Annotated in this window: 21 protein-coding genes; 12 read left to right on the top strand and 9 right to left on the bottom strand. The window is 63.6% G+C overall.

Annotated elements, in window-relative coordinates; all coding sequences use genetic code 11:
- The first annotated feature begins 15 nt into the window (after positions 1 to 15).
- From ACPPVR_RS31175 to ACPPVR_RS31155, 5 genes are all read left to right on the top strand, one after another.
- Positions 16 to 501 (top strand): FixH family protein, encoded by a 486-nt coding sequence (locus ACPPVR_RS31175; protein WP_426610369.1) that lies wholly within the window; start codon positions 16 to 18, stop codon positions 499 to 501.
- Positions 502 to 512: 11 nt separating this feature from the next.
- Positions 513 to 2702 (top strand): cation-translocating P-type ATPase, encoded by a 2190-nt coding sequence (locus ACPPVR_RS31170; RefSeq protein WP_426610368.1) that lies wholly within the window; start codon positions 513 to 515, stop codon positions 2700 to 2702.
- On the top strand, positions 2702 to 2875 hold the full coding sequence (ccoS, locus tag ACPPVR_RS31165; RefSeq protein WP_426610367.1) for a cbb3-type cytochrome oxidase assembly protein CcoS: 174 nt from the start codon (positions 2702 to 2704) through the stop codon (positions 2873 to 2875). The genes ACPPVR_RS31170 and ccoS overlap by 1 nt, the downstream gene beginning before the upstream one ends.
- A gap of 135 nt (positions 2876 to 3010) precedes the next feature.
- Complete coding sequence (locus ACPPVR_RS31160) at positions 3011 to 4150, top strand: patatin-like phospholipase family protein (RefSeq protein WP_426610366.1); 1140 nt, start codon at positions 3011 to 3013, stop codon at positions 4148 to 4150.
- An 85-nt stretch (positions 4151 to 4235) separates the two neighbouring features.
- Positions 4236 to 5186, top strand: coding sequence for an oxygenase MpaB family protein (locus ACPPVR_RS31155; protein ID WP_426610365.1), 951 nt, complete (start codon positions 4236 to 4238; stop codon positions 5184 to 5186).
- Positions 5187 to 5351: 165 nt separating this feature from the next.
- On the opposite strand, the gene glgA is transcribed toward ACPPVR_RS31155, so the two are convergent.
- Positions 5352 to 6767, bottom strand: coding sequence for a glycogen synthase GlgA (gene glgA, locus ACPPVR_RS31150; RefSeq protein WP_426610364.1), 1416 nt, complete (start codon positions 6765 to 6767; stop codon positions 5352 to 5354).
- 183 nt (positions 6768 to 6950) lie between these two features.
- Between glgA and ACPPVR_RS31145 the strand changes: the two genes are divergently transcribed.
- The 4 genes from ACPPVR_RS31145 (at position 6951) to ACPPVR_RS31130 (ending at position 11066) form a co-directional block, all read left to right on the top strand.
- Positions 6951 to 8147: a CaiB/BaiF CoA transferase family protein gene (locus tag ACPPVR_RS31145; RefSeq protein ID WP_426610363.1), complete on the top strand. Its 1197-nt coding sequence runs from the start codon at positions 6951 to 6953 to the stop codon at positions 8145 to 8147.
- A gap of 191 nt (positions 8148 to 8338) precedes the next feature.
- Positions 8339 to 9406 carry an alcohol dehydrogenase gene (locus ACPPVR_RS31140; RefSeq protein WP_426610362.1) on the top strand — a complete coding sequence of 356 codons (1068 nt, stop codon included), beginning with the start codon at positions 8339 to 8341 and terminating at the stop codon, positions 9404 to 9406.
- Between the two features lie 135 nt (positions 9407 to 9541).
- Complete coding sequence (locus tag ACPPVR_RS31135; RefSeq protein WP_426610361.1) at positions 9542 to 10621, top strand: isocitrate/isopropylmalate dehydrogenase family protein; 1080 nt, start codon at positions 9542 to 9544, stop codon at positions 10619 to 10621.
- A 10-nt stretch (positions 10622 to 10631) separates the two neighbouring features.
- Positions 10632 to 11066: an ASCH domain-containing protein gene (locus tag ACPPVR_RS31130; RefSeq protein WP_426610360.1), complete on the top strand. Its 435-nt coding sequence runs from the start codon at positions 10632 to 10634 to the stop codon at positions 11064 to 11066.
- Here the strand turns inward: ACPPVR_RS31130 and ACPPVR_RS31125 are convergent.
- Positions 11057 to 13066: a hypothetical protein gene (locus tag ACPPVR_RS31125; protein ID WP_426610359.1), complete on the bottom strand. Its 2010-nt coding sequence runs from the start codon at positions 13064 to 13066 to the stop codon at positions 11057 to 11059. The two genes, ACPPVR_RS31130 and ACPPVR_RS31125, sit on opposite strands and share 10 nt — an antisense overlap.
- Positions 13067 to 13273: 207 nt before the next feature.
- Here ACPPVR_RS31125 and ggt point away from each other — a divergent pair, with 207 nt between their 5' ends.
- On the top strand, positions 13274 to 15001 hold the full coding sequence (ggt, locus tag ACPPVR_RS31120) for a gamma-glutamyltransferase (protein WP_426610358.1): 1728 nt from the start codon (positions 13274 to 13276) through the stop codon (positions 14999 to 15001).
- Between the two features lie 172 nt (positions 15002 to 15173).
- Here the strand turns inward: ggt and ACPPVR_RS31115 are convergent, their stop codons facing one another.
- The 5 genes from ACPPVR_RS31115 to ACPPVR_RS31095 form a co-directional block, all read right to left on the bottom strand.
- Positions 15174 to 16949, bottom strand: a complete 1776-nt coding sequence (locus ACPPVR_RS31115) for a B12-binding domain-containing radical SAM protein (RefSeq protein ID WP_426610357.1) — start codon at positions 16947 to 16949, stop codon at positions 15174 to 15176.
- 223 nt (positions 16950 to 17172) lie between these two features.
- Positions 17173 to 17988: an enoyl-CoA hydratase gene (locus ACPPVR_RS31110; protein ID WP_426610356.1), complete on the bottom strand. Its 816-nt coding sequence runs from the start codon at positions 17986 to 17988 to the stop codon at positions 17173 to 17175.
- 119 nt (positions 17989 to 18107) lie between these two features.
- On the bottom strand, positions 18108 to 19457 hold the full coding sequence (locus ACPPVR_RS31105; RefSeq protein WP_426610355.1) for a L,D-transpeptidase family protein: 1350 nt from the start codon (positions 19455 to 19457) through the stop codon (positions 18108 to 18110).
- A 376-nt stretch (positions 19458 to 19833) separates the two neighbouring features.
- Positions 19834 to 20205 carry a helix-turn-helix domain-containing protein gene (locus ACPPVR_RS31100; RefSeq protein WP_045008888.1) on the bottom strand — a complete coding sequence of 124 codons (372 nt, stop codon included), beginning with the start codon at positions 20203 to 20205 and terminating at the stop codon, positions 19834 to 19836.
- A 29-nt stretch (positions 20206 to 20234) separates the two neighbouring features.
- The gene (locus tag ACPPVR_RS31095; RefSeq protein WP_426610354.1) at positions 20235 to 21284 is read right to left on the bottom strand and encodes a LysR family transcriptional regulator; all 1050 of its coding nucleotides are present in this window, start codon (positions 21282 to 21284) and stop codon (positions 20235 to 20237) included.
- Between the two features lie 496 nt (positions 21285 to 21780).
- Between ACPPVR_RS31095 and ACPPVR_RS31090 the strand changes: the two genes are divergently transcribed.
- Positions 21781 to 22047, top strand: coding sequence for a hypothetical protein (locus tag ACPPVR_RS31090; RefSeq protein WP_027528892.1), 267 nt, complete (start codon positions 21781 to 21783; stop codon positions 22045 to 22047).
- A gap of 208 nt (positions 22048 to 22255) precedes the next feature.
- Positions 22256 to 22987, top strand: a complete 732-nt coding sequence (locus ACPPVR_RS31085) for a cytochrome c biogenesis CcdA family protein (protein ID WP_426610353.1) — start codon at positions 22256 to 22258, stop codon at positions 22985 to 22987.
- Positions 22988 to 23046: 59 nt separating this feature from the next.
- Here ACPPVR_RS31085 and ACPPVR_RS31080 read toward each other — a convergent pair whose 3' ends face one another.
- Together ACPPVR_RS31080 and ACPPVR_RS31075 are read right to left on the bottom strand one after the other, a co-directional pair.
- Positions 23047 to 23964: an MBL fold metallo-hydrolase gene (locus ACPPVR_RS31080; RefSeq protein ID WP_426610352.1), complete on the bottom strand. Its 918-nt coding sequence runs from the start codon at positions 23962 to 23964 to the stop codon at positions 23047 to 23049.
- 93 nt (positions 23965 to 24057) lie between these two features.
- Complete coding sequence (locus ACPPVR_RS31075; protein WP_426610351.1) at positions 24058 to 25263, bottom strand: NAD(P)/FAD-dependent oxidoreductase; 1206 nt, start codon at positions 25261 to 25263, stop codon at positions 24058 to 24060.
- Positions 25264 to 25394 lie beyond the last annotated feature (131 nt).

The following is a 25394-nucleotide window of genomic DNA, read 5'->3' as shown; positions in this document are numbered from 1 at the left end:
GATCAGGAGACCGCCATGGCATCCAAGCCGCTGACTGGAACAAAAGTGTTCCTGATGCTGGTCGCCTTCTTCGGCGTCGTCATCAGCGTCAACGTCACCATGATGAAGCTCGCGATCGCGACGCTGCCCGGCACCGACGTCGACAGTCCGTACGCCGCAGGCCTCACTTATGACCGCGAGATATCGGCGGCGCAGGACCAGGCCGCGCGCAAATGGCAGGTGAATGCTCATATCGAGCGCCGCGCCGATGGCGCTGCCGCGCTCCAGGTCGAGGCGCGCGACGCGACGGGCCAAGCGATGTCCGGCTTGAAGTTCGGAGGCCGCCTTGAACGGCCGACCGACAAGCGCGCCGACCTCGCGGTCGAACTGTCCGAGGCCGGCGTCGGCATCTATCGCGGCAATGCCGCGTCCGTCGCACCGGGGCAGTGGGATCTCGTGATCGAGGGCGAAGCGCATGGCGAGCGCGTGTTCATGTCGCGTAATCGCGTGATCCTGAACTGAAGGATATCGTCATGCAGGTGACACGCGATTTCTCTCACTACGTCCGGGCCGCGGGCGCGGGTCTCCAGCATATCGATCTCGCCGTCGAGGGCGTTCACTGCGCCGGCTGCATGGCCAAGATCGAGCGCGGGCTGTCTGCCATTCCCGACGTCACGCTGGCGCGCGTGAACCTCACCGACCGGCGCGTTGCGCTGGAGTGGAAGCAGGGCACGCTCGACCCGGCCCGCTTCATCGATCGGCTCGAGGAGCTCGGTTACAAGGCCTATCCTTACGAAACCGAGAGTGCGGAGGCGACCGAGGTCGCCGAATCCCGTTTCCTGCTGCGCTGCCTCGGCGTCGCCGCCTTCGCCACCATGAACGTGATGATGCTGTCGATCCCGGTGTGGTCGGGCAATGTCTCGGACATGCTGCCCGAGCAGCGCGACTTCTTCCACTGGCTGTCGGCGCTGATCGCGCTGCCGGCGGCGGCCTATGCCGGCCAGCCATTCTTCCGCTCGGCCTGGCGCGCGCTGTCGGCGAAGACGACGAACATGGACGTGCCGATCTCGATCGGCGTGACCTTGGCGCTCGGCATGTCCGTGGTCGAAACCATCCATCACGCCGAGCATGCCTATTTCGACGCGGCGATCATGCTGCTGACGTTCCTGCTGGTCGGCCGCTTCCTGGACCAGAACATGCGGCGGCGGACCCGCGCGGTCGCCGGCAATCTTGCTGCACTCAAGGCCGAGACCGCGGCCAAGTTCGTCGGGCCCGACGAGATCTCGCAAGTGCCGGTGGCGGCGATCCATCCCGGTGACATCGTGCTGTTGCGGCCCGGCGAGCGCTGCGCGGTCGACGGCACCGTGATCGAGGGCCGTTCCGAGATCGACCAGAGCCTGATCACCGGCGAGACGCTCTTTGTCACGGCGGAACATGGCACGCCGGTCTATGCGGGATCGATGAACATCTCTGGCACGCTGCGGGTGCAGGTCTCGGCGGCGTCCGAGGCGACGCTGCTCGCCGAGATCACGCGGCTGCTCGACAACGCGCTCCAGGCGCGTTCGCGCTACATGCGGCTCGCCGACCGCGCCTCGCGGCTCTATGCGCCGGTTGTGCACACGACCGCGCTCCTCACCATTCTCGGCTGGGTCATCGCGGGCGCGAGCTGGCATGATGCGATCGTCACCGGCGTTGCCGTCCTGATCATCACCTGTCCCTGTGCGCTCGGCCTTGCGATTCCCACGGTGCAGGCCGTCGCCTCCGGCGCGATGTTCAAGGCGGGCGTGCTGCTCAATTCGGGCGACGCCATCGAGCGGCTGGCCGAAGCCGACCACGTCATCTTCGACAAGACCGGCACTCTGACGTTGCCCGATCTTGAAGTGACGAATGCGGCCGATATCCCCGCCGACATTTTTCAACTCGCCGGTCGCCTCGCGTTGTCGAGCCATCATCCGGTGGCCGCCGCGGTCGCGCAGGCCGCCGGCGCGAGATCGCCGATCGTCGGCGCGGTCGAGGAGGCCGGGCAGGGCGTTCGCGCGACCGTGGACGGCGCAGAGCTTCGCCTCGGCCGTCCGTCCTTCTGCGGCGCCGAGGCGCTGGTCGGCGATGCCGATCTCGATCCTGAAGCCTCCATCGTGGCTTTCAGCAAGGCAAACGAAAAGTTCATCCTCTCGGTGCGGCAGGGGCTGCGTCCGCATGCGCAGGCCGTGATCGCGGCGCTGAAGGCGCGCAACATCGGCATCGAGATCCTCTCCGGCGACCGCGAGCCCGCGGTGATCGCGGCAGCCCACGCTCTCGGCATCGCCGAGTGGCGCGCCGGCGTCACGCCGGCCGACAAGATCGCGCGGATTGAAGAATTGAAGCGGCGCGGCGCGAAAGTGCTGATGGTCGGCGACGGCATGAACGATGCGCCGTCGCTGGCGGCAGCGCACGTCTCGATGTCGCCGATTTCTGCTGCGCATCTCGGCCAGGCGACCGCCGATCTCGTCTTTCTCGGCCGGCCGCTGGCGCCGGTCGTCGCAGCCATCGATTCCGCGCGCAAGGCGCTGCATCTGATGCGGCAAAACCTCTGGCTTGCGATCGGCTACAATGTGCTCGCCGTGCCCGTTGCCATCAGCGGCGTGGTGACGCCCCTGATCGCGGCTGCCGCCATGAGCGGATCGTCGATCCTGGTGATGCTGAATTCGCTGCGGGCCCGCAGCCGCGCGCGGGAGATTTTGTGATGGAAATCCTGGTCATCCTGGTTCCGCTGGCGCTGATGCTCGGCCTTGCCGGTCTCGCCGCCTTCCTCTGGTCGCTGCGGAGCGGCCAGTACGACGATCTCGACGGCGCTGCCTGGCGGGCCATCGCCGACGACGACCCGCCGCCGCCGCAGGAGGCGCCGGCAAAGCGTTAACGCTCCGCCGGTTCCGCGGTCATCTGCACCCTCTCCCGGACGATGGTTGCTGGACGGCCGACGGTCGTCGGGCGTAACAATACCGGAGGATTTGCGAAGAAGAGACAGGCTCTCTGGAGCAGGAGTGCGATGAGCATGCAGGGTAATGCCGTGTGCAGGCCCAACGACCTGCCGGGACAAATCGTGCTGGTGCTGCAAGGCGGCGGCGCGCTTGGTTCCTATCAGGCGGGCGTTTACCAGGCCCTGCATGAAGCTGGCATCGAGCCGGACTGGGTCATAGGCACCTCGATCGGCGCCATCAATGCGAGCCTGATCGCCGGCAATGCGCCTGAGAACAGGCTCGCGCGCCTGAAGCAATTCTGGAAACGGATGGAGCAGACTCCGGCTTGGACTTTGCGAACCGGCGTTCCCGGCTTTGATGACAAGCTGGCCTATTGGTCGACCGTCACGAACGGCATTGCCGGCTTCTTCCGGCCCAATCTGGCGGCGCATGCCGGCGAGTCCTATCCGCTCGGCGCCGATCGCGCCGCCTACTATTCGACTGCGCCGCTGGAGAACACGCTGCGCGAGCTCGTCGATTTCGACCTCGCCAATCGCGGCGCGCCGCGTCTGACCGTCGGTGCGGCTCATGTTGGCACCAGCCAGATGCGCTATTTCGACAGCCGCGACGGCGAGCTGACGGTGAAGCACATCATGGCATCGGGCGCGCTGCCGCCGGCCTTCCCGGCGGTGCGTATCGACGGCGAGCTCTATTGGGACGGCGGCATCCTGTCGAACTCGCCGACCGAAGCCGTGTTCGACGACAATCCGCGCAGGGATTCGCCGATCTTCTCTGCGCATCTGTGTAATTCCATCGGCGCTGAGCCGACGACGATGGGCGAGGTCCTGAACCGGCACAAGGACGTGATGTATGCCAGCCGGATTACGAGCCAGATCGAGCGCCAGCAGCAGGCCCATCGCCTGCGCCACGTCATCAACGAGCTTGCAGCACGATTGCCCGAGAGCGAGCGCACCGATGCCGCGGTGAGGGACCTGATCGGCTATGGCTGTTCGACGCGCATGCATGTCGTGCGGTTGCTGGCACCGCAGCTCGACCGCGAGACCCACACCAAGGACGTCGACTTCAGCCCGTCCGGCATCATGCAGCGCTGGGATGCCGGCTACGCGCATACAAGGTCGGTACTGGCGCGCGCGCCGTGGATCGGCGAATTCGATCCGCTGTCGGGCGTGGTTCTGCACGAGCACGTGGACGAGATGCCGATGGCGGCGGAATAGCGCCACGAGCCGTCGCTGCGTTCATTGAATTGCCACAGGCCTTGCGGATCGTAGGTCTCAGTCCGCTGTCGATGAGGCCCTGCAGGTGGTGTCCGGGAACGATCTGGAACTGGCTCTCGATCAGGTCCGCGCTGACGCGGCAGGACCGGTTGCCGGCGTGTTCGGTCCGGCCTCGGTGACCTGGCGGATCGACCGCGAGGCCGTCATCTTTCTCGGTGCTGGCCGTGCGCTGTTGCTGCAATTGGCGCATCCCTGGGTCGCGGCCGCCATCGCAGAGCACTCGAAAACCTTTGCCGATCCGATCGGCCGCTTCCATCGCACCTTCGACATCGTCTTCGCGATGGTGTTCGGCTCGCTCGACCGGGCGCTGCTATCGTCACGGCAACTGTACAGGCGCCACGGAATGATCGTCGGCGAGATGCCGGCGACTGTCGGTCCCTTCGCGGCGGGCTCGCGCTACTGCGCCAACGACATCCCGTCGCTGCGCTGGGTTCATGCGACGCTGGTTGAAACCGCGCTGATGGCGCACGATCTCGTCCTGCCGCCGTTCTCGCCGGAAGAGCGCGAGCGCTACTGGGTCGAGAGCCGGATGTTCGGTGCCTTGTTTGGGTTGACGGCGGACGATTTGCCGGCGGACTGGTCCGGCTTTGCCGCTTACACCGCAATGATGGCGAAGTCAGACACGCTCACCGTCAGCCCGGCGGCGCGCGAGATCGCGACGCAAATCTTCACCGGCGCCCGACCATGGTTGCGGCCGCCGCGATGGTACCGCGCGCTCACGACGAGGATGCTGCCGGAGCAACTGCGTGCAGGCTTCGGTTTTGAGCTTGATGAGCGCGACACACAATCCGCCGACAACGCGCTGAAATGGATAAGGCGGGTCTATCCGAGATTGCCCGACCGGCTGCGCTATGTCGGCCCCTATCAGGAAGCGCAGGCGCGGCTGAACGGCAGAACTGAGCCCGACTGGATGACCCGCTGCATTAACCGCGCCTGGATCGGCCGGCCGCAGATGGACGTGCGCGGGAAGGGGTGAGGCGCGCTGTGGCCGCCACAGACATCGTCATCGCGAGGAGCTCGCGACAAAATTGCGCAGCAATTTTGCGCTGATGCGACGAGGCAATCCAGACTTTCTCCGTGGAGACGGTCTGGATTGCTTCGCTTCGCTCGCCATGACGGAATACGCGGGGGCACCTCGGCCTCACACCGACGCCAGCTTCCGGTACAGCGCGCTGTAGCTGCCGGCCGAGATGCTCCATGAGAACGAGCGTCCCATGGCGCTGCGGCGCATGGTGTCGAGCTGGTCCTGCGCCATGAACGCTTCGAACGCGCGGCGGACGCCGCCGAGGAAAGACTCGCGCGAGGGTCTCGAGAACAGGAAGCCGGTCTCGCCGTCGCTGATGGTCTCGGCCAGGCCACCGGTCTGGTGCCCGATCGGCAGCGAGCCGAAGCGCTGGGCATACATCTGGCTCAGCCCGCACGGCTCGAAGCGCGACGGCATCAATGTAAAATCGCTGCCGGCGAAGATGCGCCGCGCCTGGGCGTCGTTGAAGCCGATGGTGACGCCGATGGCGTCGGGGCGGCGGCGATGGGCGTCGACCAGCGCCTGTTCGAGCGCCGGCTCGCCGGAACCGGTGACGACGATCTGCCCGCCGGCATCGATGATCTCGTCGGCGGCCGACAGCACGAGGTCGATGCCCTTCTGGTGCACGAGGCGTGCGACGATCGCGAACATCGGGCCGCGCGAGACCGCCAGGCCAAACTGCTTGCGCACGTAATCCGCGTTGGCCTTCTTGCCGACCCAGTCGCCGGCGCCGAATTGCTGCGCGAGCTGGGCGCAGGAGCGCGGGTCCCAGCTCTCGTCGATGCCGTTGAGGATGCCGGTCAGCTCGGACGCGTCGGAGCGCAGGCGCAGCAGCCCCTCCATGCCGCAGCCGAATTCGGTTGTGGTGATCTCCCGCGCATACGTGCCGCTGACGGTGGTGAGGTGCGAGGCGTAGACCAGCCCCGCCTTGAGGAACGAGAGCTGGTCGTAGAATTCGACGCCGTCGATGTGGAACGAGCTTTCCGGCACGCCGATCCGCCGCAGCGAATCCTTCGGGAAAAGGCCTTGATAGGCCAGATTGTGGATGGTCAGGATCGAGGGAATCCTGGCGCTGCGCCCGGCGAGGTAGGCGGGCACGAGCGAGGCCTGCCAGTCATTGGCATGCACCAGGTCTGCTGCCCAATTCTTGTCCAGCTTGCCCATGGCAAGCTCAGCGGCCGCCGAGGCAAAGCGTGCAAAGCGGATGTCGTTGTCGGGCCAGTCGCGCCCCGCTTCGTCGCCATAGGGATTGCCGGGGCGATCGTAGAGCTGTGAGCACAACAGCACATAGACCGGCAGGCCGTCCTTGGTTGCGGCCCGGCCGAGCGAGCAGGCCGGCATTTCGGCCAGGGCCGGGCAGCGCCCAACGATCTGAATATGCGTGAGTTGTTCGATGATGTCGCGATAGCCGGGCAGCATGATCCGGATATCGGCGAAGGGGCGCAGGGCGCGGGGGAGGGCAGCAGAAACGGCACCAAGTCCGCCAACGCGGACGAAGTCGTCCATCTCTGTCGTAACAAATAAGACCCTCAAGAACGATTGCCCTCTGCCGATCCCGTTTGCTGCTATGCAAGAACGGGTCCAGTTGCCCTCAAAATCGCAAGCCCCCCTGCGGGACGCGTCCGTTCGGTAAAGACTTTCCTACTCAGCCGCCGCCATCTAGGGTCTGCGCACCAACAACAGAGAACAGTGATTGTTCCTAGGGGACGGCCGGGGATGGAGCTATCAAATAAGCACGAAGACACGACGACAAAGGCCTTCGCCGGCCTGCGGGTGTTGGATTTTTCGACCACCATCGCCGGTCCCCATTGCGCGCGGATGTTGGCCGACATGGGCGCCGAGGTCATCAAGATCGAGACCGATGGCGGCGAGACGATGCGGACCCGGCCGCCGCTGCGCAACGGATGCAGCACCGTGTTCGGCCAGCTCAATGTCGGCAAGAAGAGCGTCGTGCTCGACCTCAAATCCGAAGACGGCAAGGAGGCGGTGCGCCGGCTGGTCGCGACCGCGGACATTCTGGTCGAGAATTTTCGCCCCGGCGTGATGCGCCGGCTGCGGCTGGACTACGACAGCCTGCGCCCGGTCAACCCGAAGCTGATCTACTGCTCGATCTCCGGTTACGGCCAGTCCGGCCCCTCGGCCGAACTGCCGGCCTATGCGCCGGTGATCCACGCGGCCTCCGGCTATGACATGGCGCATCTCGCCTATCAGCCCGGCCGCAACCGTCCGGACTATTGCGGCATCTACCATGCCGACGTCGTCACCGGCACCTACGGTTTTGGCGCGATCGCCTCGGCGCTGTATCAGCGCACGGTGACCGGGCTTGGCCAGCACATCGACGTCTCCATGCTGGAATCGATGCTGACCTTGACGGTGATCGAGTTGCAGAACTCGCAATTCGCGGTGAAGCAGCCGCCGCGCCCGATGTTCGGCCCGACCGAGACGGCCAAAGGCTATGTCATGATCACTGTCGCGAGCGAGAAGACGTTCCAGGCGCTGATGGGCGTGATCGGCCGCCCCGAATGGCTCTCCGATCCGCGCTTCTCCACCTACGCCCCGCGCCGCGAGAACTGGGCGGACATGATGGACGGCGTCGAAGCCTGGTCGCGGCGGCTTTCGACCGATGCATGCCTGGTTGCGCTCGGCGCCGCCGGTGTGCCGGCCTCGGCTTATCGCACCATCACCGAGGCGCTGGCCGATCCGCAGCTTGCGCACCGGCAGGCGCTCTCCGAGGTGAAGGACGAGGGCGGCTCGTTCAGAGTTCTCAAGCTGCCGTTCCGGATGAGCGGTGCCGACACCACGCCGGGCGAGAAGATGGCCGTGCTCGGCGAGCACACGAGCGAATTGCGCGAGGCGGTTGGCCTCACCGACGACGTGCCAATTCCGTCAGGCAAAACGGCCGAGCAAGGCTGACCAACAAAGGCTGACCAACAAACGCTGACGAAACGAGGGCTGACGAACGGTTTCGTGCCGCAAGCAATGCGGCTTTGCGCGCGGCCGCCTTGCCATGGTCTGCCGGCGTCAACTAGACAGGTCCCAGTTTGTCTCGTCCCGTCCCCCGTGGCATGGTGGCGCGACAAGAAGAGCATGCCGGGAGGACGCCGATGAAGAGTTTCAAGGTCGCCGATTTCAAGGCGCCGCTGAAGGAGTTCGACGAGGCGACGCCGCAGCCGTCGGGCACGCAGGTGCTGATCAAGGTGAAGGCGGCCGGCGTCTGCCACAGCGACCTCCACATCTGGGAAGGCGGCTATGATCTCGGCCACGGCCGCAAGCCGCTGTCGCTGAAAGATCGCGGCATCAATCTGCCGCTGACGATGGGCCACGAGACGGTCGGCGAGGTCCTTGCCTTCGGCCCGGACGTCAAGCCGACCGATCAAGCCGATCTCAAGCTCGGCGAGGTCGGCCTCGTCTATCCCTGGATCGGCTGCGGCAAATGCGCGGTCTGCCTTGCCGGCGACGAGAACATGTGTGCGACGCCGCGCTCGCTCGGCGTCTATTGCGACGGCGGCTATTCTGACCACATGCTGGTGCCGCATCCGCGCTATATCCTCGGTCTCAAAGGGCTCGATCCCGCGTCGGCCGCGCCCTATGCCTGCTCGGGCGTCACCACCTACAGCGCTCTGAAAAAGGTCGAGCAGCATTTCGACACGCCGATCGTGATGTTCGGCGCCGGCGGCCTCGGCCTGATGGCGCTGTCGCTGCTGAAAGCGATGGGCGGCAAGGGCGCGATCATGCTCGACATCGATGCGAGGAAGCGCGAGGCGGCGGAAAAGGCCGGCGCGCTCGCCACCGTCGATCCCAAGGCACCGGATGCGCTTGAGCAGCTCGCCAAGAAGGCGGGAGGTCCGATCCGCGCCGTCATTGACCTCGTCGGCAACGCCGCCACCACACAGCTCGGTTTCGACTGCCTGGCCAAGGGTGGCAAGCTCGTCATCGTCGGCCTGTTCGGCGGCGGTGCGACCTGGGCACTGCCGCTGATCCCGATCAAGGCGGTGACGATCCAGGGCAGCTATGTCGGGAACCTGCGCGAGACGCAGCAGCTGCTCGATCTCGTCCGCACCAAGAACGTGCCGCCGATCCCGGTGACGCGGCAGCCGCTCAGCAAGGCCAACGACGCGCTGGTGCAGTTGCAGCAGGGGGCCGTGGTCGGCCGTACGGTGCTGACGCCGTAGTCGTTGCCCTCTCCGTCGTCATTGCGAGGAGCTCTTGCGACGAAGCAATCCAGAATGTCTCCGCAGATACAGTTCTGGATTGCTTCGCTGCGCTCGCAATGACGACTTGGCTGGCTCCTTCCTCAAGGCTCCTAAATGTCCGCAAACAACGCCTTCCATATTGCCGTGCTCGCCGGTGACGGCATTGGTCCCGAGGTCATGGCGCCCGCCATCGAGGTGCTGCGCATGATCGAGGCGAAGTCGGATTTGCGCTTCCGCTTCACCGAGGCACCGGCCGGCGCCACCAATTATCTCGCAACCGGCAAGTCGATGCCGGATAGCACCATCAAGCTCTGCGAGGAGGCCGACGCGATTCTGCTGGGCGCCTGTGGCCTGCCGTCGGTGCGCTACCCGGATAACACCGAGATCGCGCCGCAGATCGAGCTGCGCTTCATGTTCGATCTCTATGCCGGCGTCCGCCCGGCGCGGCTGATCCCGGGCGTGGCGAGCCCGATCGTCGGCGCCGATCAGCGCGGCATCGATCTCGTCGTGATCCGGGAGTCCACCGAAGGCCTGTTCGCCTCGATGGGCAAGGGCGTCGTCACCCATGAGGACGCGCGCGAGACACTCGTGATCACGCGCAGGACGTCGGAGCGCCTGTTCGAATTCTCGTTTCGGCTCGCCGAACGGCGCAAGGCGCGCGGCAAGCCGGGTTCGCTGGCCTGCGTCGACAAGGCGAACGTGTTCAAGGCGTTTGCGTTCTTCCGCGGCATCTTCGACGAGATCGCGAAAAATCATCCCGAGGTGAAGACCGACCGGCTCTATGTCGATGCCTGCTCGGCGATGCTGGTCAAGCGTCCCTGGGATTTCGACGTGATGGTGATGGAGAACATGTTTGGCGACATCGTCTCCGACATCACCGCGAGCCTGATCGGCGGTCTTGGCATGGCGCCGTCGGCCGACATCGGCGACAAATACGCCGTGTTCCAGCCCTGCCACGGCACCGCGCCCGACATCATGGGGCAGGGCAAGGCCAATCCCACCGGCATGATCCTGTCGGCCGCGATGATGCTGGACTGGCTCGCCGACAAGCACGGCGTCGAGGGTGCAGCCGAGGCCGGTGAAAAGATCGAGCGCGCGGTGGATCAAATCTATGCCGGCGGCATCAAGCCGATGGAATTCGGTGGCAACAACGGCACGGCGGATATCACGAAGGCGGTGCTCGCGGCGCTGTAGCAGCAAGACAATGAGCAAGCCGGTCCCCGAACGGTATCAACAGCTCCGGACTTTCGCTTTCGGCGACGGTCCCCCGCTCGCGGATAAATTGCTCGAACTCGTCGTCAAGGGCGTCAAGACCGCAACGTGCAGTACCGAAGACGAGCCAAACACCTCAGCGCCCGGTGAACGCTGGGTCGTGCTCGACGGACGGGGCGAACCGCGCTGTGTCATCGAAACCACCGAGATCTCGTATCGTCGCTTCAACGATGTCGATGCCGCCTTTGCGTACGATGAGGGCGAAGGCGATCGAAGCCTGGCCTATTGGCGCAGCGCCCATCGCACTTATTTCGGCCGGCTCGGACGATTCAGCGAGGATATGATGCTCATGTGCGAGCGCTTTCGCCTGATCGAGGTTTTCGGAGAAGTCGTGCCAGGAGATGCAGGCCCAGACCGTCAGGCATGAGCCGGCCAGTGCCGCTCGCGGAACCATGCACGATAGTTCGACATCTTCGCGCGCTGCGCCTGGGGCGCATGGCGCTTGCATGTGGACGCCTCTTCGCTGTTCTCGGGCGCTCCCCACCGCAACTCCACGCAATCGTTGGGATTGTAGGCCATCTCGAAATCAATGGCACGATCGACCACATCCTTGATCGATAACGTCCACTGCGAGCCGTCGCTCCGGGTATAGGTCACTTTGCGAGAAGCAAGTTCCGAGGCCAGCACGCCCTGTAATTCGTTCTTCAGGTCAGCTGCGCTTTTGCCGGCCGGTATCGCATAGCGATCCGACCGCCGCGCAAAACGATCGGGGAAATTTCGCACCACGTCGATTGCGATCAACAGACGAAAATCGCGCGCGGGGGTCGAGAAATCCTCCCAGGCGCCTGTGGTCTCGAAGATCGAAGCGCCATCCGGCATCGTGGTGTCGCCGGCCTGCTTGGCCTGGTATTTGCGCCCGTTCTCCACCGACGTGACGCGCGTCTTGACCTGTTCGGTCAGGCTCGTGATGGCGTCACTCATGGCGCGCGACGGATCGAGCGGTTCGGGGGACATGACATCATCCATGCGATCGTAGAAATCTTCAGCCGACATGTTCGCCTGCTCAGCCGAGAAATCGCCGAATTGCGGATGCTTGCCGATTTCCGCGTTGGTCAGCCGCCGCAGCGCCCCGTTCTTCTCGCGCATGATCGGGCGGAAATGCTTGAAACCCGGGCTGCCGAGCGAAGGTTCGTGCACGAAAAGGAAATTACCACGCCAGAAGCGCTTGCGCGTGATTGATCCATCGGGCTCCGCGTCGACGGCCAGGTCGACGCCCGGCGTCCCGTTCGCTTCCGGCACGCGATGCACCAGCATCAGTACGTGGCCATAGGGGTCGGCATACACGGTCCCCGGGCGCAATGCTTCTTGCGTCAGCGGCACGGTGTAGAAATCCGCGCTGTCGTCGCCCGCGCGCACGGCGCCGGTATGGACGACGTCGCCGACGTCGCGCAGATATTCTCCGAAATTTGTCGGGCGCGCCGGTGGCTTCGGCGGAGCTGGAGTCACAGGCGGTGTGTCGACCTGCTCGGCAGGTGGCTGCGACGATCTTCCAAACAAACCGAGAAACCCCTTGCTCTGCGGAGGCGGCGCGGCAGGCGCGGTCGCGGCTGCGGCGACTTGCTCCGGCGGGGGCGGCGGACGCGTGACATCCGGATGAGAAATGTCAAACCATTGAGCGCATTTCGGTGGCTTGCCGCCGAATCCGCGCGAGCAATTCGAATAGCCGAACGGCAGCCCCATCTTGAACGCGAAATAGGCGCGCAGGAAATAGACGAAGTCGGCGCAATCGGGACGAATGCTGGTCTGCGTAATGTCTTCGTTGCGTCCCAGATAATTGAACAGGAAATTGCGGGATTGGTCGCGAAGCACTTCGTACCAGACCTTCCAGTCCAGATTCTGGTCAGCCGGTGCGTCGAAGAGCTTTTCGATCCATGCCGAGAACAGGGCTTCGTTCGTGCTGTCCCAGCTATTGCGCACTTGCCAGATGCTTCCCGCCGGTGGGCGCGTCGGCTCCGGTTTGCGTGCGCTGACGGTGATCTCGGGGGTGGCCGGGCTGCAATCCGCCGCTGCACCGTTGACGGTGAGCGTCGTACGCCAGGCGCCGGCGGCAGGAGCTGAGACCTCGGCGAACCAGGCATAGGGGGGGCCGCCATGCCGGTCGGGCGATTGAGCCGCGACGCTTCCGTCGGGTGCGATCAGCGACAGCACGCCCTCGATCGGCTTCTCGGAGATGACCATGACGCGCAGCGGAACGCCGCTCCAGGCCGCTTTCGGCGACGGCAACACGGTGACCTCGACGGGGTTCGCGCATTTGTCGGATACCGCCGTTGCCGACCATGCCGACGTTGCGAAGAGCGGAACAAGAAATCCGGCTGCGATCAGCAAGAGTGTCGCCGCAGCGGCGGCCAGGCGGCGCGCAAGAAGCATTTGGGCATAGCCTTGTGAATAATCGGGAACTTGCACTCAACCCCGTTGAGAGATGGAGTACAGGATATCGAATTGGCAAACGCAAGTCAGCGGCATTGAAGCCCGATTCTGGGCGCTATAACGGATTGACCGTTGAGAGCTTGGGCTGTCATCTACTCATGGCCCGTTCCATGACCGGCAATTGACCCGAAGCGAGGGAGCACCACCATGATTGCCAGACCTTTTTGGTCGCTGGCAGCCGTCTGTGTCTGGTCACTGGGTACGATTTCCGCCGCCAATGCTGCCTCGGCCAGGCCCGTGGCCGCGGAGAAGGGCATGGTTGTCAGCGCACAACACCTCGCAACAGAAATCGGTGTCGACATTCTCAAACGTGGGGGCAGCGCGGTAGATGCCGCGGTTGCGGTTGGCTACGCCTTGGCCGTGGTGTATCCGGCCGCCGGCAATTTGGGCGGCGGCGGTTTCATGACGATCCTGTTTGCCGATGGACGCAAGACCTTCCTCGATTTTCGCGAGCGGGCGCCCCGCGCGGCGAGCCGGGACATGTATCTCGACAAGGATGGCAACGTCATCAAAGGCCTCAGTACGATCGGCTGGCTGGCGGCTGGCGTTCCCGGCACCGTATCGGGCCTGGAATATGCTCGGAAAAAGTACGGGACAATGACCCGGGAGGCGCTGATCGAACCGGCCATCAAACTGGCCGAGGATGGATTCATCCTGGACCAGGGCGACGTCGACATGCTCGAATCGGCGACCGAGGATTTCAGGAGGTTTCCTGCGACCGCAGCAATTTTCCTCAACAATGGACAGCCATTTCTCGCCGGCCAACGGTTGGTGCAGCGTGACCTTGCAGATACGCTACGTTCGATCGGGAAACAGGGTGTTGACGGCTTCTACGGAGGCGAAACAGGGGCGGCCATCGTCAAGGCCAGTCGGGCCGGCGGAGGAATCATCGATCAGGAGGATCTCAATCGCTACACGGTCCGTGAGCTTCCTCCCCTCGAGTGTGATTACCGTAGCTATCATTTGATTTCGGCCCCTCCGCCCAGTTCAGGCGGTGTTGCCATCTGCGAGATGTTGAATATTCTCGAGGGATATTCACTCCGGCAACTGGGTTGGGGATCGGCGCAGGCGCTGCATTACGAAATTGAGGCGATGCGTCACGCGTTTGCCGATCGAAGCGGCCTTCTTGGCGACCCTGACTTCACGGGCAATCCGAGCCAAAAGCTGATCGACAGGGGCTACGCTGCAAAAATCCGTGATGCAATCAAGCCGGACAAGGCCGGGATTTCCAGCGATATCGCGCAAGGCGTTGCACCTCACGAAGGCAGCAACACGACGCACTTCTCGATCGTCGACGATGTCGGCACTGCGGTTTCGATGACCTACACGCTGAACGACTGGTTCGGTGCGCGGGTCGTTGCATCAGGCACGGGTGTGCTGATGAACGACGAAATGGACGATTTCACGCCCAACCCCGGCGCTGCCAATAGCTACGGAGCTTTGTCTGGCGAGGCCAATGCGATCGCGCCTGGCAAGACGCCTCGAAGTTCGATGAGCCCGACAATCATCACAAAGGACAGCAAGCTTGCACTCGTTCTCGGTACGCCCGGCGGGAGCAAAATCATCACGGCTGTTCTTCAAACCATCCTGAACCTCATCGATTTCGAGATGAACATTCAGGAGGCCGTCGATGCCCCTCGCATTCATCAGCAATGGCTGCCGGATACGACAAACGTCGAAAAATACGCGCTTTCGCCTGACTCCCGCAAAGTGCTGGAGGGCATGGGCCATCGACTCGAGGATTCGCAGCCTGCGAACCATTTGGCCGCGATCATCGTCGGCGCACCGAGCCTTGGCGGAAAGGCGATTGGACGGAACAGGTACTATGGTGCAAACGATCCGCGCGGTGGCACCGGCCTGGCAGGGGGGTATTAATGCCATCGCCCGACCCGAGCAGCAACGGCGGCTGGACGTGGCGGTTAGATCGAAACCATCAAGCCTACGTTCCTACACTCGGCGCCATGATGAAATTTTGCCAGTGTTTTGCCCGACGAGTCAAACCAAACCTCGTTGCCGCGCGGCAGCAGGCGTCCCCTGGCGAGTGGATTTACCCCGCGCCATGGGTGAGATTGAAGACTTTCTTCTGATGAGCTGCGGATTGCTTTGCGCTTGAAGTTTGCGTCAGCAACTGGAGTGACTCATCGTCATCGTCGCTGGCGCGCGACAAGGCTTGATCCGTGTATTTGAGGCGATTTGGATCACGGGAGATTTTAATACCCTGGAATGCAAGACGTGACAGTGCAGCAATTGCAATTGCCGTCTTGTTTGCGATCTCAATTGTCAGCCTCGGCCAAAACCAGAGAGCGCTCTCGGCTGGAAGCCCCGGACGTCGCTCGGAGGGACGGCGCAGGCGAATGACCCCCCATTGCAGCGGATGGACATTCTCGAGCCTCTGGCTCAACGAGAACGTGAGCAGCAGCTTCACCAGGCTACTTAAATTGACACCGGTCGCCGCGCCCCGGAGCAGCAGCGTCCTCATGTGCTCTGGCGTATAATATATTGCCCAGGCCTCCGAATAGATCGCCTTCCATTCGTTTTCCGACATACGGGAATGCGGGGCGCAGACATGCTCGAGGTCGTAATTGTTGAGATCGGGATCCATCGGAACTTGCATGGTCCAGAGGTTCTTGTGATCCTCCGAACCCGGCAACGGGGTCAGACAAAAGAACTCCAGGATGTCGATCGGCAACTCGCGCTTGATGATCGCAATATCATTGCGGATCGATTCTGGCGTATCGGCCGGAAAGCCCAGGATGTAACCAGCAAGCGTGAGAATGCCCTGGTCCTTCCAGGCCAAGAGCATCTTGCGGTACTCGGTGATCTTGTTTTGCCGCTTCTTCGCCGCCAGGAGATTATCGGGATTGATGTTCTCGAGCCCGATGAATACGCGAGTTACGCCCGCGCGTTTTGCTTTCTCGATGAAATTTGGAATTTTGTGACAAAGCGTGTCTACCTGGATCAGAAGCCCAAGGGGGATGCCTTCGGATTCCCGCAGCCAGATCAAGCGATCAAGGATTTCCTCCCAGTGCTTGTTGCGCGCAAAGTTATCGTCAGTGATGAAATATTTGCAGACGCCTTGCTTCCAGTTGCTGCGGACCAGCGCCTCGACATCGTCCGGCGTCCGGAAACGCGACTTGCGTCCCTGTACGTTGATGATCGTGCAGAAAGAACACTGATAGGGGCACCCGCGGCCGGCATCGAAGCTGGTACTCAGACCTAAAGTCCGTCGCACGTTCTCCATGGGCAGGAAGGGAGCAGGCGTACCTTCAATGCCGGGCAAGTCCTTGAGAAAATTGTAAGTGGGCTCCAGCCGGCCGGCGGCGGCATCCTGAAGGACGATATCGAGGCGACCTTCCGCTTCGCCTGCGAACAAGGAAACCTTCATTGCGCGGCAGGCGTCCAATTCGACCGCACTGCCGTCGAGCATCGACAGACAACCCGAGACGTGAAAGCCGCCGATGACGACCTGAACACCGGCTTCGCGCAGCGGACGGGCGATATCGAGAGCGCGAGGATACTGGTTCGACTGCACGCCGACGAGCATGATCAGGCCGAAATTATCGTGCCGCGAAAAACGCGCCACCAGCCCTGATATGTCAACGCGGGCGCTGAATTCGTCGATCGCCTCGATATCGACCTCAACATCAGGTCCTAGCGCGCGACGCGCTGCGCTTTCCTGCGCAATTCCATAGAGGCTGGCAAGCGAATTGGAGGGAATAGTCGCCCGCCACCATCGGATCACATATCCGTCTTCGCCGTAATGTGACGGTTTGACCATCACCAGCTGGAAGCGGCGTTTTGGCTGAAGGACCGAAGGCGACATCGATCGCTTCCCTTGTTGAGACTTTTGCAATCTAGCACATCTCGGCAACGGGTGCTGCTCAGCTTTGGGGCAAATGCTCACTTCGAGCACGGCTGGTGTTTTGCCCGACGAGTCAAATCTCGCTATCGCGCAGCTCAAGCCACCCCAGGCCAAATTGCTGAGCGATTTCTACTTTGCATGGGGTTGTTTTCGAGTTTTTTGCTGGTGCGACCGGACCCCGAGGCTACTTCCCTTGAAACTGCGGTTTGCGCTTCTCCATGAAGGCCTGCCGGCCCTCGCGAAAATCCGCACTATCCATGCAAGCCGTACCGACCGCCTTGATCGCGTCCATGTCGCGCCCGCTTTCGTCCTTCAGAACCTGCGCGATGGTGATCTTGGCGGCCTTGATCGCAAGCGGAGCGTTCTGCGAGATCGTCTCGGCGATCGCCATGGTCTCGCCCCAGAGCAGCTCGTCCGGGATCACGCGCTCGACGAGGCCAATGCGCAGCGCCTCCGCGGAATCGATGCGCATGCCCGTGTACATCAGCAGCCGCGCCCAGGACGGGCCGACCAGCGACACCAGATGCCGCAAGCCGTCATAGCCATAGGCGATGCCGAGCCTTGCCGCGGGAATACCGAACTGACTGTCATGCGCGGCGATGCGGATGTCGGCGAGCATCGCGACCTGCATGCCGCCGCCGAGACAAAAGCCTTGGATGCTGGCGATCGTCGGTTTGGGATAGTTGGCGAGCAGCGCGCGCTGGGCGGCGCTGCGCCTGCCGTATTCCTCGGACGCGGCCGCGTTGTAGCGGGTCTTCTCGAACTGGCTGATGTCGGCGCCCGAGACGAACGCCTTGCCGCCGGCGCCGCGCAGGATCACGACGCGCACCGCGTCGTCGTCGCGCAGGCTCGTCAGCGCCTCGCCAAATCCCTCCCACATCTCCAGCGACATCGCGTTGCGCTTGACGGGATTGTTGAAGGTGATCACGCCGACGCCGCCGGTGACGTGCTTGAGGATCTTGCCCGCGGCGTAGGATGTTTCATTAGTGAGATCAGGCATCGCGCACTCGCTTGTATTTGGCGAGGCGCAATGTGCGACTGGGGCGAGGCCTGGGTCAACCGCGGCAAGGCGAGGGGGTCTGCATCCGCCTGTGCCACGATTGCATGGCGCGGTCGCGCCTACTGCGCCATATGCGCGGTGAGCGGATGGTTGCCGGCATTGCTGAAGAAGGCCGCCTCCTCGGCGGTGGCCTCGAGCAACTGCTCGTCCTGGTTATAGACGTCGTTGCGGAACTGGATGGTCTGGTCCTTGGTCATCCAGGCCGTGAGGTAGATCCAGGCCACCGGCACCTTCTTGGCCATGGCGACGTCCAGATGCTGCCCGGTCGCAATTTCGGTGTCGATCGCGGCGCGGGTCCATTTCGGCTGGTCTTTCAGCGGCCAGGCGGCGAGATCGCGCACATTGTCGACGCGCGAGCAGCCGTGGGAATCGAAGCGGTAGTCGTCGCTGAACAGATTGCGCTGGTTGGTGTCGTGCATGTAGACCGAATAGGAGTTCGGCATGTCGATCTTGACCGCGCCAAGCGCGTTGAACGTGCCGTTCTGCTGGCGCACGGTGAAGTTCGGCGTGTGCGTGCCCGACCAGTCGACCGAATGCGGATCGATCGGATTGTCGTGGCCGTCCAGCACCTCCATGTGCATGCGCGACAGATAGGTTGGATCCTTGCGCATGTGCGCCGAGATTTCTGTCTTGGCGATCGAGGACGGCACCGTCCAGGTCGGATTGAGCACGACGCTGGTGATCTGGGCCGTCAGCGTCGGCGACGGCTTTTCGGTCTTGCCGACGATGACGCGATAGCGCCGTACCACCAAATCGTTCTCCACCGCTTCGGCGAAAGCCGCGGGGATGTTGACCACGACATAGCGCTGGCCGAAGCTGAAATTGGTGTTCTCAAGCCGCTCGAGCGAAGCCTCCAGCTGTCTGATGCGCTTCTGCACCGTCACGTTCATCGCCGCCAGCGTGCGCGGCGTCATCATGCCGGTGGGCGCGAGGCCGTGGCGCGCCTGGAAGCGTCTTACGGCGTCCGCAAGATCCTGGTCGAAGGCGCCGCTGGCCTTGTCGGCGGCGAGGTCACTGGTGAGGATCAGCCGCTTGCGCAGCAGATCGTCATTGGCGCCCTGGATGCCGAGGGCGAATTTGGCGTCCGCGGGGATCGCTGGCCAGCCGCCGCGCACCGCGAGATCGGAATAGCTCAGTGCCGCGTCCTTGATGCGCTGGGTGGTGCCCTCGTCATAGGTCGGCTCGTGCGTCAGCGCGAGCGCCGCGGCCGAGCGGCTCTCCGCCGTCGGGGCCGGTGCCGCGGCGGCGGCTTTTGGCGCGGCGGTGTGGGCCGGATTGGCGGTCGCCGGCACCGTGCCGGCCGGGGTTGCCTGCTTGGGGCCGGCCTGGCCCGTGGTCTCGGTTTGCGCAAGCGCCGAGGCGCTGGCGAACAGGCCCACGGCAATGATCACGGCATGGCGTTTCGACATGTATCTGGTCTTCCCCCATGAGGACGAGGCGAATTCGGCGAGACGCTATGGCATCAGGGTTGCGGTCCCATTAAGCACGGCGCATCGAGGCCCTCGCGCGGTCCAACGCGAAAGCTCTCGATTAGGTCGCAACAAGGTCGGGACGGGTTCGCGAAAACCGCGACAAATGCCAAGAAAACGCCAAGAAAAGCGCCAAGAAAAACGCAAAGAAAAAGGGGCGGCCAGGCCATCCCGAGAAGCAAGGCCGCGCGCGGACAGCGCGCAGGCCCAGATCTGATCCAGTCAGTCCGATCGACTCAGTCTCGTCCAATCCGGCCGCGCCCCCGTGACGCGGCGGATTGAACGTCGGCCGTCAGGGCCAGACCGTCGATCGATCTCAGGCTTCGTTCGCCGCGATCGATTCCATCAGCGAGACGAGCTGACGCTGCACCGTCTGGTCCTTGATCTTGCTGTAGGCGCGCAGCAGGCGGAGGCTGAAAGCGGAATCGAGGAAGAGCAGGCTCTCGACTTCGCGGGCCTTGTTGTCGCCGTCATAGAAGAAGGTCACGGGCACATCGAGGGCGGTGGCGATCTGCTGAAGCCGAGCCGCGCCGACGCGATTGACGCCCTTCTCGTATTTCTGGACCTGCTGGAAACTGACGCCGAGCTTGTCGCCCAGTTCAGCCTGCGAGATCTTCATCTCGACGCGCCGCAGACGGATCCGTTTGCCCAGCTCAATGTCCGGCTTGCCGGCACTGCGCTGCTTCATTCTTTTCGCCGCTGTTTTCATGCTAGTTCTCACCGTTGTTCTTCGGTTGAAAATCCCCCGAAGAGCTGGGTCAGGGGTTCGCCCATATACGAGTCCTTGAATTCATGCGGGTGCACGAATTCTTCCTTAAACCACGGGAATCGCGCTGGACTGAAAGCTTCGATCAGCCAGTCAATCATGTGCCGCACTCTCGGAATCCGGCCGCTACCAGCATGGTAGGACAACCAGATATCCAGCGGTCTGTTCAGCTCGACCTCCAGTGGAATCAACTTCCCGCCAAGCGCAATGGCGTAGCTCGGGAATACGCCGATGCCGGCTCCATTCGCGACAGCCCAGTAGTTGGCGCTTGAGACGTTGGTCTTCATGACCAGAAGGTCACGTTCCGGAACGCCCGGGAAGAAGCTCTCGAATGTTTCCTTGGCGGCGATCTGGTCGGCGAATTGCAGCACCAGGCGATGCTTGATCAATTCCAACGCGGATCGCGGCGCGCCATGTTTCTCGATGTATTTCTCGGAGGCCCAGAACATCAGGTGCATGCGGCCGAGCCGCACCAGCTTGACGTCGAGCGCAGAGGGCCGCGACAGATGGATGGCGACGTCGGCCTCGTGGCGGGAGACGTCGGCCGAACGCATCGCGCAATGCAAATCGACCAGGATCTTCGGATAGGCCTGCTGGAATTCGACCAGCCGTGGGGCGAGCCAGAAGGTCCCGAGCCCTTCGGTGACGGCGACGCGAACTTCGCCGGACAGAACGTTGGTCGTCGAATCGCTGCTGCGCAGCACCTCGAAGGCGGCGGCTTCCATACGTTCGGCGGCGGATACCACCAGTGCGCCTTCATCCGTGAGATGGGTGCCGTGGACGTCGCGGGTGAACAAAGTGGTGCCCGTCTGGCGCTCGAAATCGTCGATTCTGCGCCGAACGGCGTTGATCGACAGGGACAGGCGTTCGGCCGCCGAGCGGAAACTGCCGCAGCGGACTACTTCCAGGAATATCCGAGCTGCATCCCAATCAGAGAGGCCGCTGAGATTTGTTTTTGGGCGTTCCTCCAGTGGAACGCCCCTTTCCGCCAAGGAGTGCATACAAGTCCCTTCGAGCCGCTAAACTGGCAGAATATAGCGCAAACCACAACCACGACGGGTTGAGGAACGGCGAGTTTTGAACGCCATACTTACCGTGCTAAAAGTGGTATTGGAGTGTGCTTGGGGGCTGGGAAGCGGGCGAGTTATCGCCCGGAATAGGGGTACGCGTGCGTTCCGTTGCGAGCCTTCAAATGGCTGCGGGATTGCCGGGTCTGTCTGGACCGGAGAGCGGCGCGCGAGATTTCGCGCGGCTTGGCGGACTGTATCAATGGAGGCCCGACAGTCGTTTCGCCTTTAGGCCTCTCACCACTGATCGTTTCGAATTTCGCCGCTCGCGTCGCGGGGCGATGTCGTGCGGAACTGCGGTTTCGGCGCAGAAACAAACTGAAATCGTCTTCGAGGCCACAGACTCCTCGTGTTATCCTTTGCTCCGCATGGGGGCCGAGGGGATCGTTGCAAGCACGTCTCGCAGCCCGAATTAACGGAAAGTACGCCGGTGTCGCATTCAGACGAACAATTGCAGTCGGTGCTCGAGACGCTCGAGGAGTGCCGCAAGGTTCTCAACGAGAGCAACAGCCGCGAGTCGGCTGAGCTGCTCTCGATCGTCATCCTCGACGTGCGGATGAAGCTCAAAGGAATTGACAGTGCCGATCTCAAGGCATTGTGCGACGAAATGCTGCGGTCCGCTGCCAGCGAACCGCTGCCCCCCTCCAAGCAGACGCAGGACCAGCCCCGGCGTCCGCTGCTCCGCGTGGTGAAGTAGCCGCGCCGCCCAATCTCGCTTTTTGGCGAGATTTGTGCGCGTCCCGATGCCGCATCTGTGATCACAGGCGGCATCGGGAGGAGCCCTGGTTTGATCGCGCCTCTGTTGCGCATTCCCCGGCATCGGCTACACCAGAGCCGGTTCGGCTCCGGTCCCGCGCGTCATCCTCGCGCGCAGCCACGGGGCCCGGGATGGCTCCGACTGCACCATGCAACATGTTTCGATTCCCGCGGCGCTGATTGCCGGCCTCGTCAGCTTTCTCTCGCCGTGCGTCCTGCCCCTGGTCCCGCCCTATCTGATCTACCTCACCGGCGCCACGATCGAGCATGTCGAGAGCGACGAGGAGGCCTCGGCCTCGAAGCGCGCGATCATGATGTCGGCGCTGCTGTTCGTGCTCGGTTTCTCCACGGTGTTCGTGGCGCTCGGCGCCAGCGCCTCGCTGATCGGCGGGCTGATCCGCGCCTGGTCGGCGGAGCTGTCGATCCTCGCCGGCATCGTCATCATCATCATGGGTCTGCACTTCCTCGGGCTGACGCGCATCGGCATGTTGATGCGTGAAGGCCGGCTTCCGATCCCAAAGCCCGTCGGCCTCTGGGGCGCCTATATCATGGGGCTCGCCTTCGCCTTCGGCTGGACCCCCTGGATCGGCCCGATCCTCGCCGCGATCCTCTCGATCGCGGCGGCAGAGTCGACGGTGACCAGGGGCGCGGGCCTGCTGGCGGTCTATTCCGCGGGCCTCGGCATTCCCTTCCTGATTGCGGCGTTGATGATCGAGCAGTTCTCAAAGCTGTTCGCGCGCATGAAGGGCCATCTCGCCAACGTCGAGCGCGCCATGGGCGTGTTGATGGTGATCACCGGCATCGGCTTTCTCACCGGCGCGGTCTCGAATGTGAGCATCTGGCTGCTCGAGACGTTTCCGGCGCTGCAGACGATCGGTTAGGGCGCGGGCTCATCATCGCCATGAGTCCGCGCCCTGCTTCGGCTTAGCCCAATAAGCCGTCAGTAGTCCCAGAAGGCTGGCACCCAGCGAAAGGCGTTCCCGTCAACCGCCACCCGCCCGACCGACGGGAACGGCATATGAGTGGCCACCAGCAGTTCGCCGGTCTCCGCCAGCTCCCGCAAGAGCCGAACCCGAACGCGGGCTGCCTCTTCAGGGTCGTGTTCGAAGCCGTTGTACCAGTCGGGGTGGTCGAACCCGACAGCAAACACGGCGTCGCCGGCGAATGTCAGCGCGTCGTCGCCGGACGTCACGCGAACCACGCTGTGTCCGGGGGTGTGACCGCCGGTGCGACGGATGACGACTCCCGGCGCAACCTCATGCTCCTTATCGAACTGCCGCAACTGGCTCCCGTACTCGCTCACGAACCGCTTGGCGGTCGCCCGAAGCGCGTCCGGAAACCCCGGCGGCATGGAGGTGTGGGAGAAGTCGGGCGCCTCCCAGAATTTGACCTCTGCGGCCGCCACGTGGATCCGCAGATCTGGACGCAGCCGCTCCTTGACCCCGTCGACGAGCAGCCCGCCAATGTGGTCCATGTGCAGGTGGGTCAGCACCACGTCCGTCACGGACGAAAGATCGATGCCGACGGCCCTCAGTCGCCCGATCAACTGCCCGGCCCGCGGCAAGTGCAGGTCCGGGTCGGACCCCAATCCGGCGTCGATGAGGATGGTCTTGCCGCCGCTGCGGACCACGACCGCATTCAGCGCCCAGTCGAAAGCGTCCGGCGGCAGGAACATGTCGTGCAGCCAGCCCGCCCGGGCGGCCGGGTCGGCGTTGTGCCCCAACATCGCGGTTGGCAGCGGCAGCACCCCGTCGCTGACCACCAGCACGTCGATCTCGCCGACCTTCAGCGCGTAGCGCGACGGAACGAGCTCTTCGGGTCCCGGTGATACGGGGTATGAGGTGTTGTGCAGGTTCATGTTGGTCTCCTGTTGCATGATAGAAGGCTTCTGGCTGGTCTTGGTTGAGCAGGCCGCGCAGCTAGGTGAGCGCGGCCTCATCGCTTCGTGCGTCTAGAGTTCGGTCACACGTTCCGGATCGGCGGACGCGAGCGCCGCGGCGCGCTCGGCCTTGGGCGGATAGATCCACACGGTGTTGATCTCCTGCTTGGTCTTCTTGGCGACGTCTCCGACCATCTCGACCTTGCGCTCCCAGCCGCGCGTGAACACCGCGCCGGCTTCGCCGAGGTCGAGGCAGGTCACGTAAGCCTTCTGGTGATATTGCTTGGTCGGAACGCCGAGCAGTTCGGCGGCGGCATTGTTGCCGGCAAAGGCGCCCATGCGCGTCGCATGCTGGCACGACATCAACGCGTAATTGCCGTCATCGTCGCAGGCTGCCCGCGCAGCATCGCCGGTGGCGAAGACGCCGGTGATGCCCGGCACGCGCAGATCGCGGTCCACCAGAAGCCGGCCGAAATTGTCGCGCTCTGCGGGAATCTGCGCCGTCAAAGGTGCTGCGCGAATGCCAGCCGCCCAGACGACTGTCTCGGCTTCGATATGCTCGCCGGTCGATAGCGTCACGCCGGATTTGTCGAGTGAGGCAACGCCGGCCCCGAGCCGGGTCTCGACGCCGAGCTTGCGCAACGCGTCCTCGATGAGCGGGCGGGCGTCTTCGCCCATGTCGGGAGCGATTGCGCTGTTGCGTTCGACGATGATCACGCGCGTCCTGGCGTTTTGGCCGAAGATGTCGCGTAGGCGCGCGGGCAGTTCAGTTGCCGCCTCGATGCCGGTGAAGCCGCCGCCGGCAACGACGACCGTGTCGCGTCCGTTCAGGGCCGGCCGGTCGGCGAGACCATGCAGATGCCTGTCGAGCGCAATTGCGTCATCGAGCGAGTCGACGCTGAAGCCGTGCTCGGCAAGGCCGGGAATGTTGGGGCGGAACAGCCGGCTGCCGGTGGCGATCACCAGACGGTCGTAGGACAGGGTCTTTCGCCCTCCCTTGGGAGTCGTGATCTGCACCGACTTCGCCTCGGTGTTGACCGTTTCGGCGCTGCCCTGGATGTAGTCGACGTCGATCGCCTTGAGTACGTCGAGCAGCGACGCCGACAGGGTTTCCGGCTTCGGCTCATAAAGACGCGGCCGGACCACCAGCGTAGGCTCCGGTGCGATCAGCGCGATTTCGAGGTCGCCAGGCGAAACGCCCTGGATGTCGCGCAGGCGGGCGGCGGAGAGGGCCGCGTACATGCCGGCAAAGCCGGCGCCAATGATGAGAAGTCGCATGTGATTTACTCCTGGGGTGGTTCGCTCAAGACGCACGCGCGTCATCGCCGCCGCCCGATGTCGGCAGAGCAAGTGCAATCGACGATGACGCGAAGAGGTGAAACGGAGGCGGCCGGGTCCTCAACGCGCGG

This window comes from Bradyrhizobium sp. McL0616 (genome assembly GCF_049993385.1).
Lineage (GTDB): Bacteria > Pseudomonadota > Alphaproteobacteria > Rhizobiales > Xanthobacteraceae > Bradyrhizobium.
This window is presented reverse-complemented; position numbering and strand designations above follow the sequence as displayed.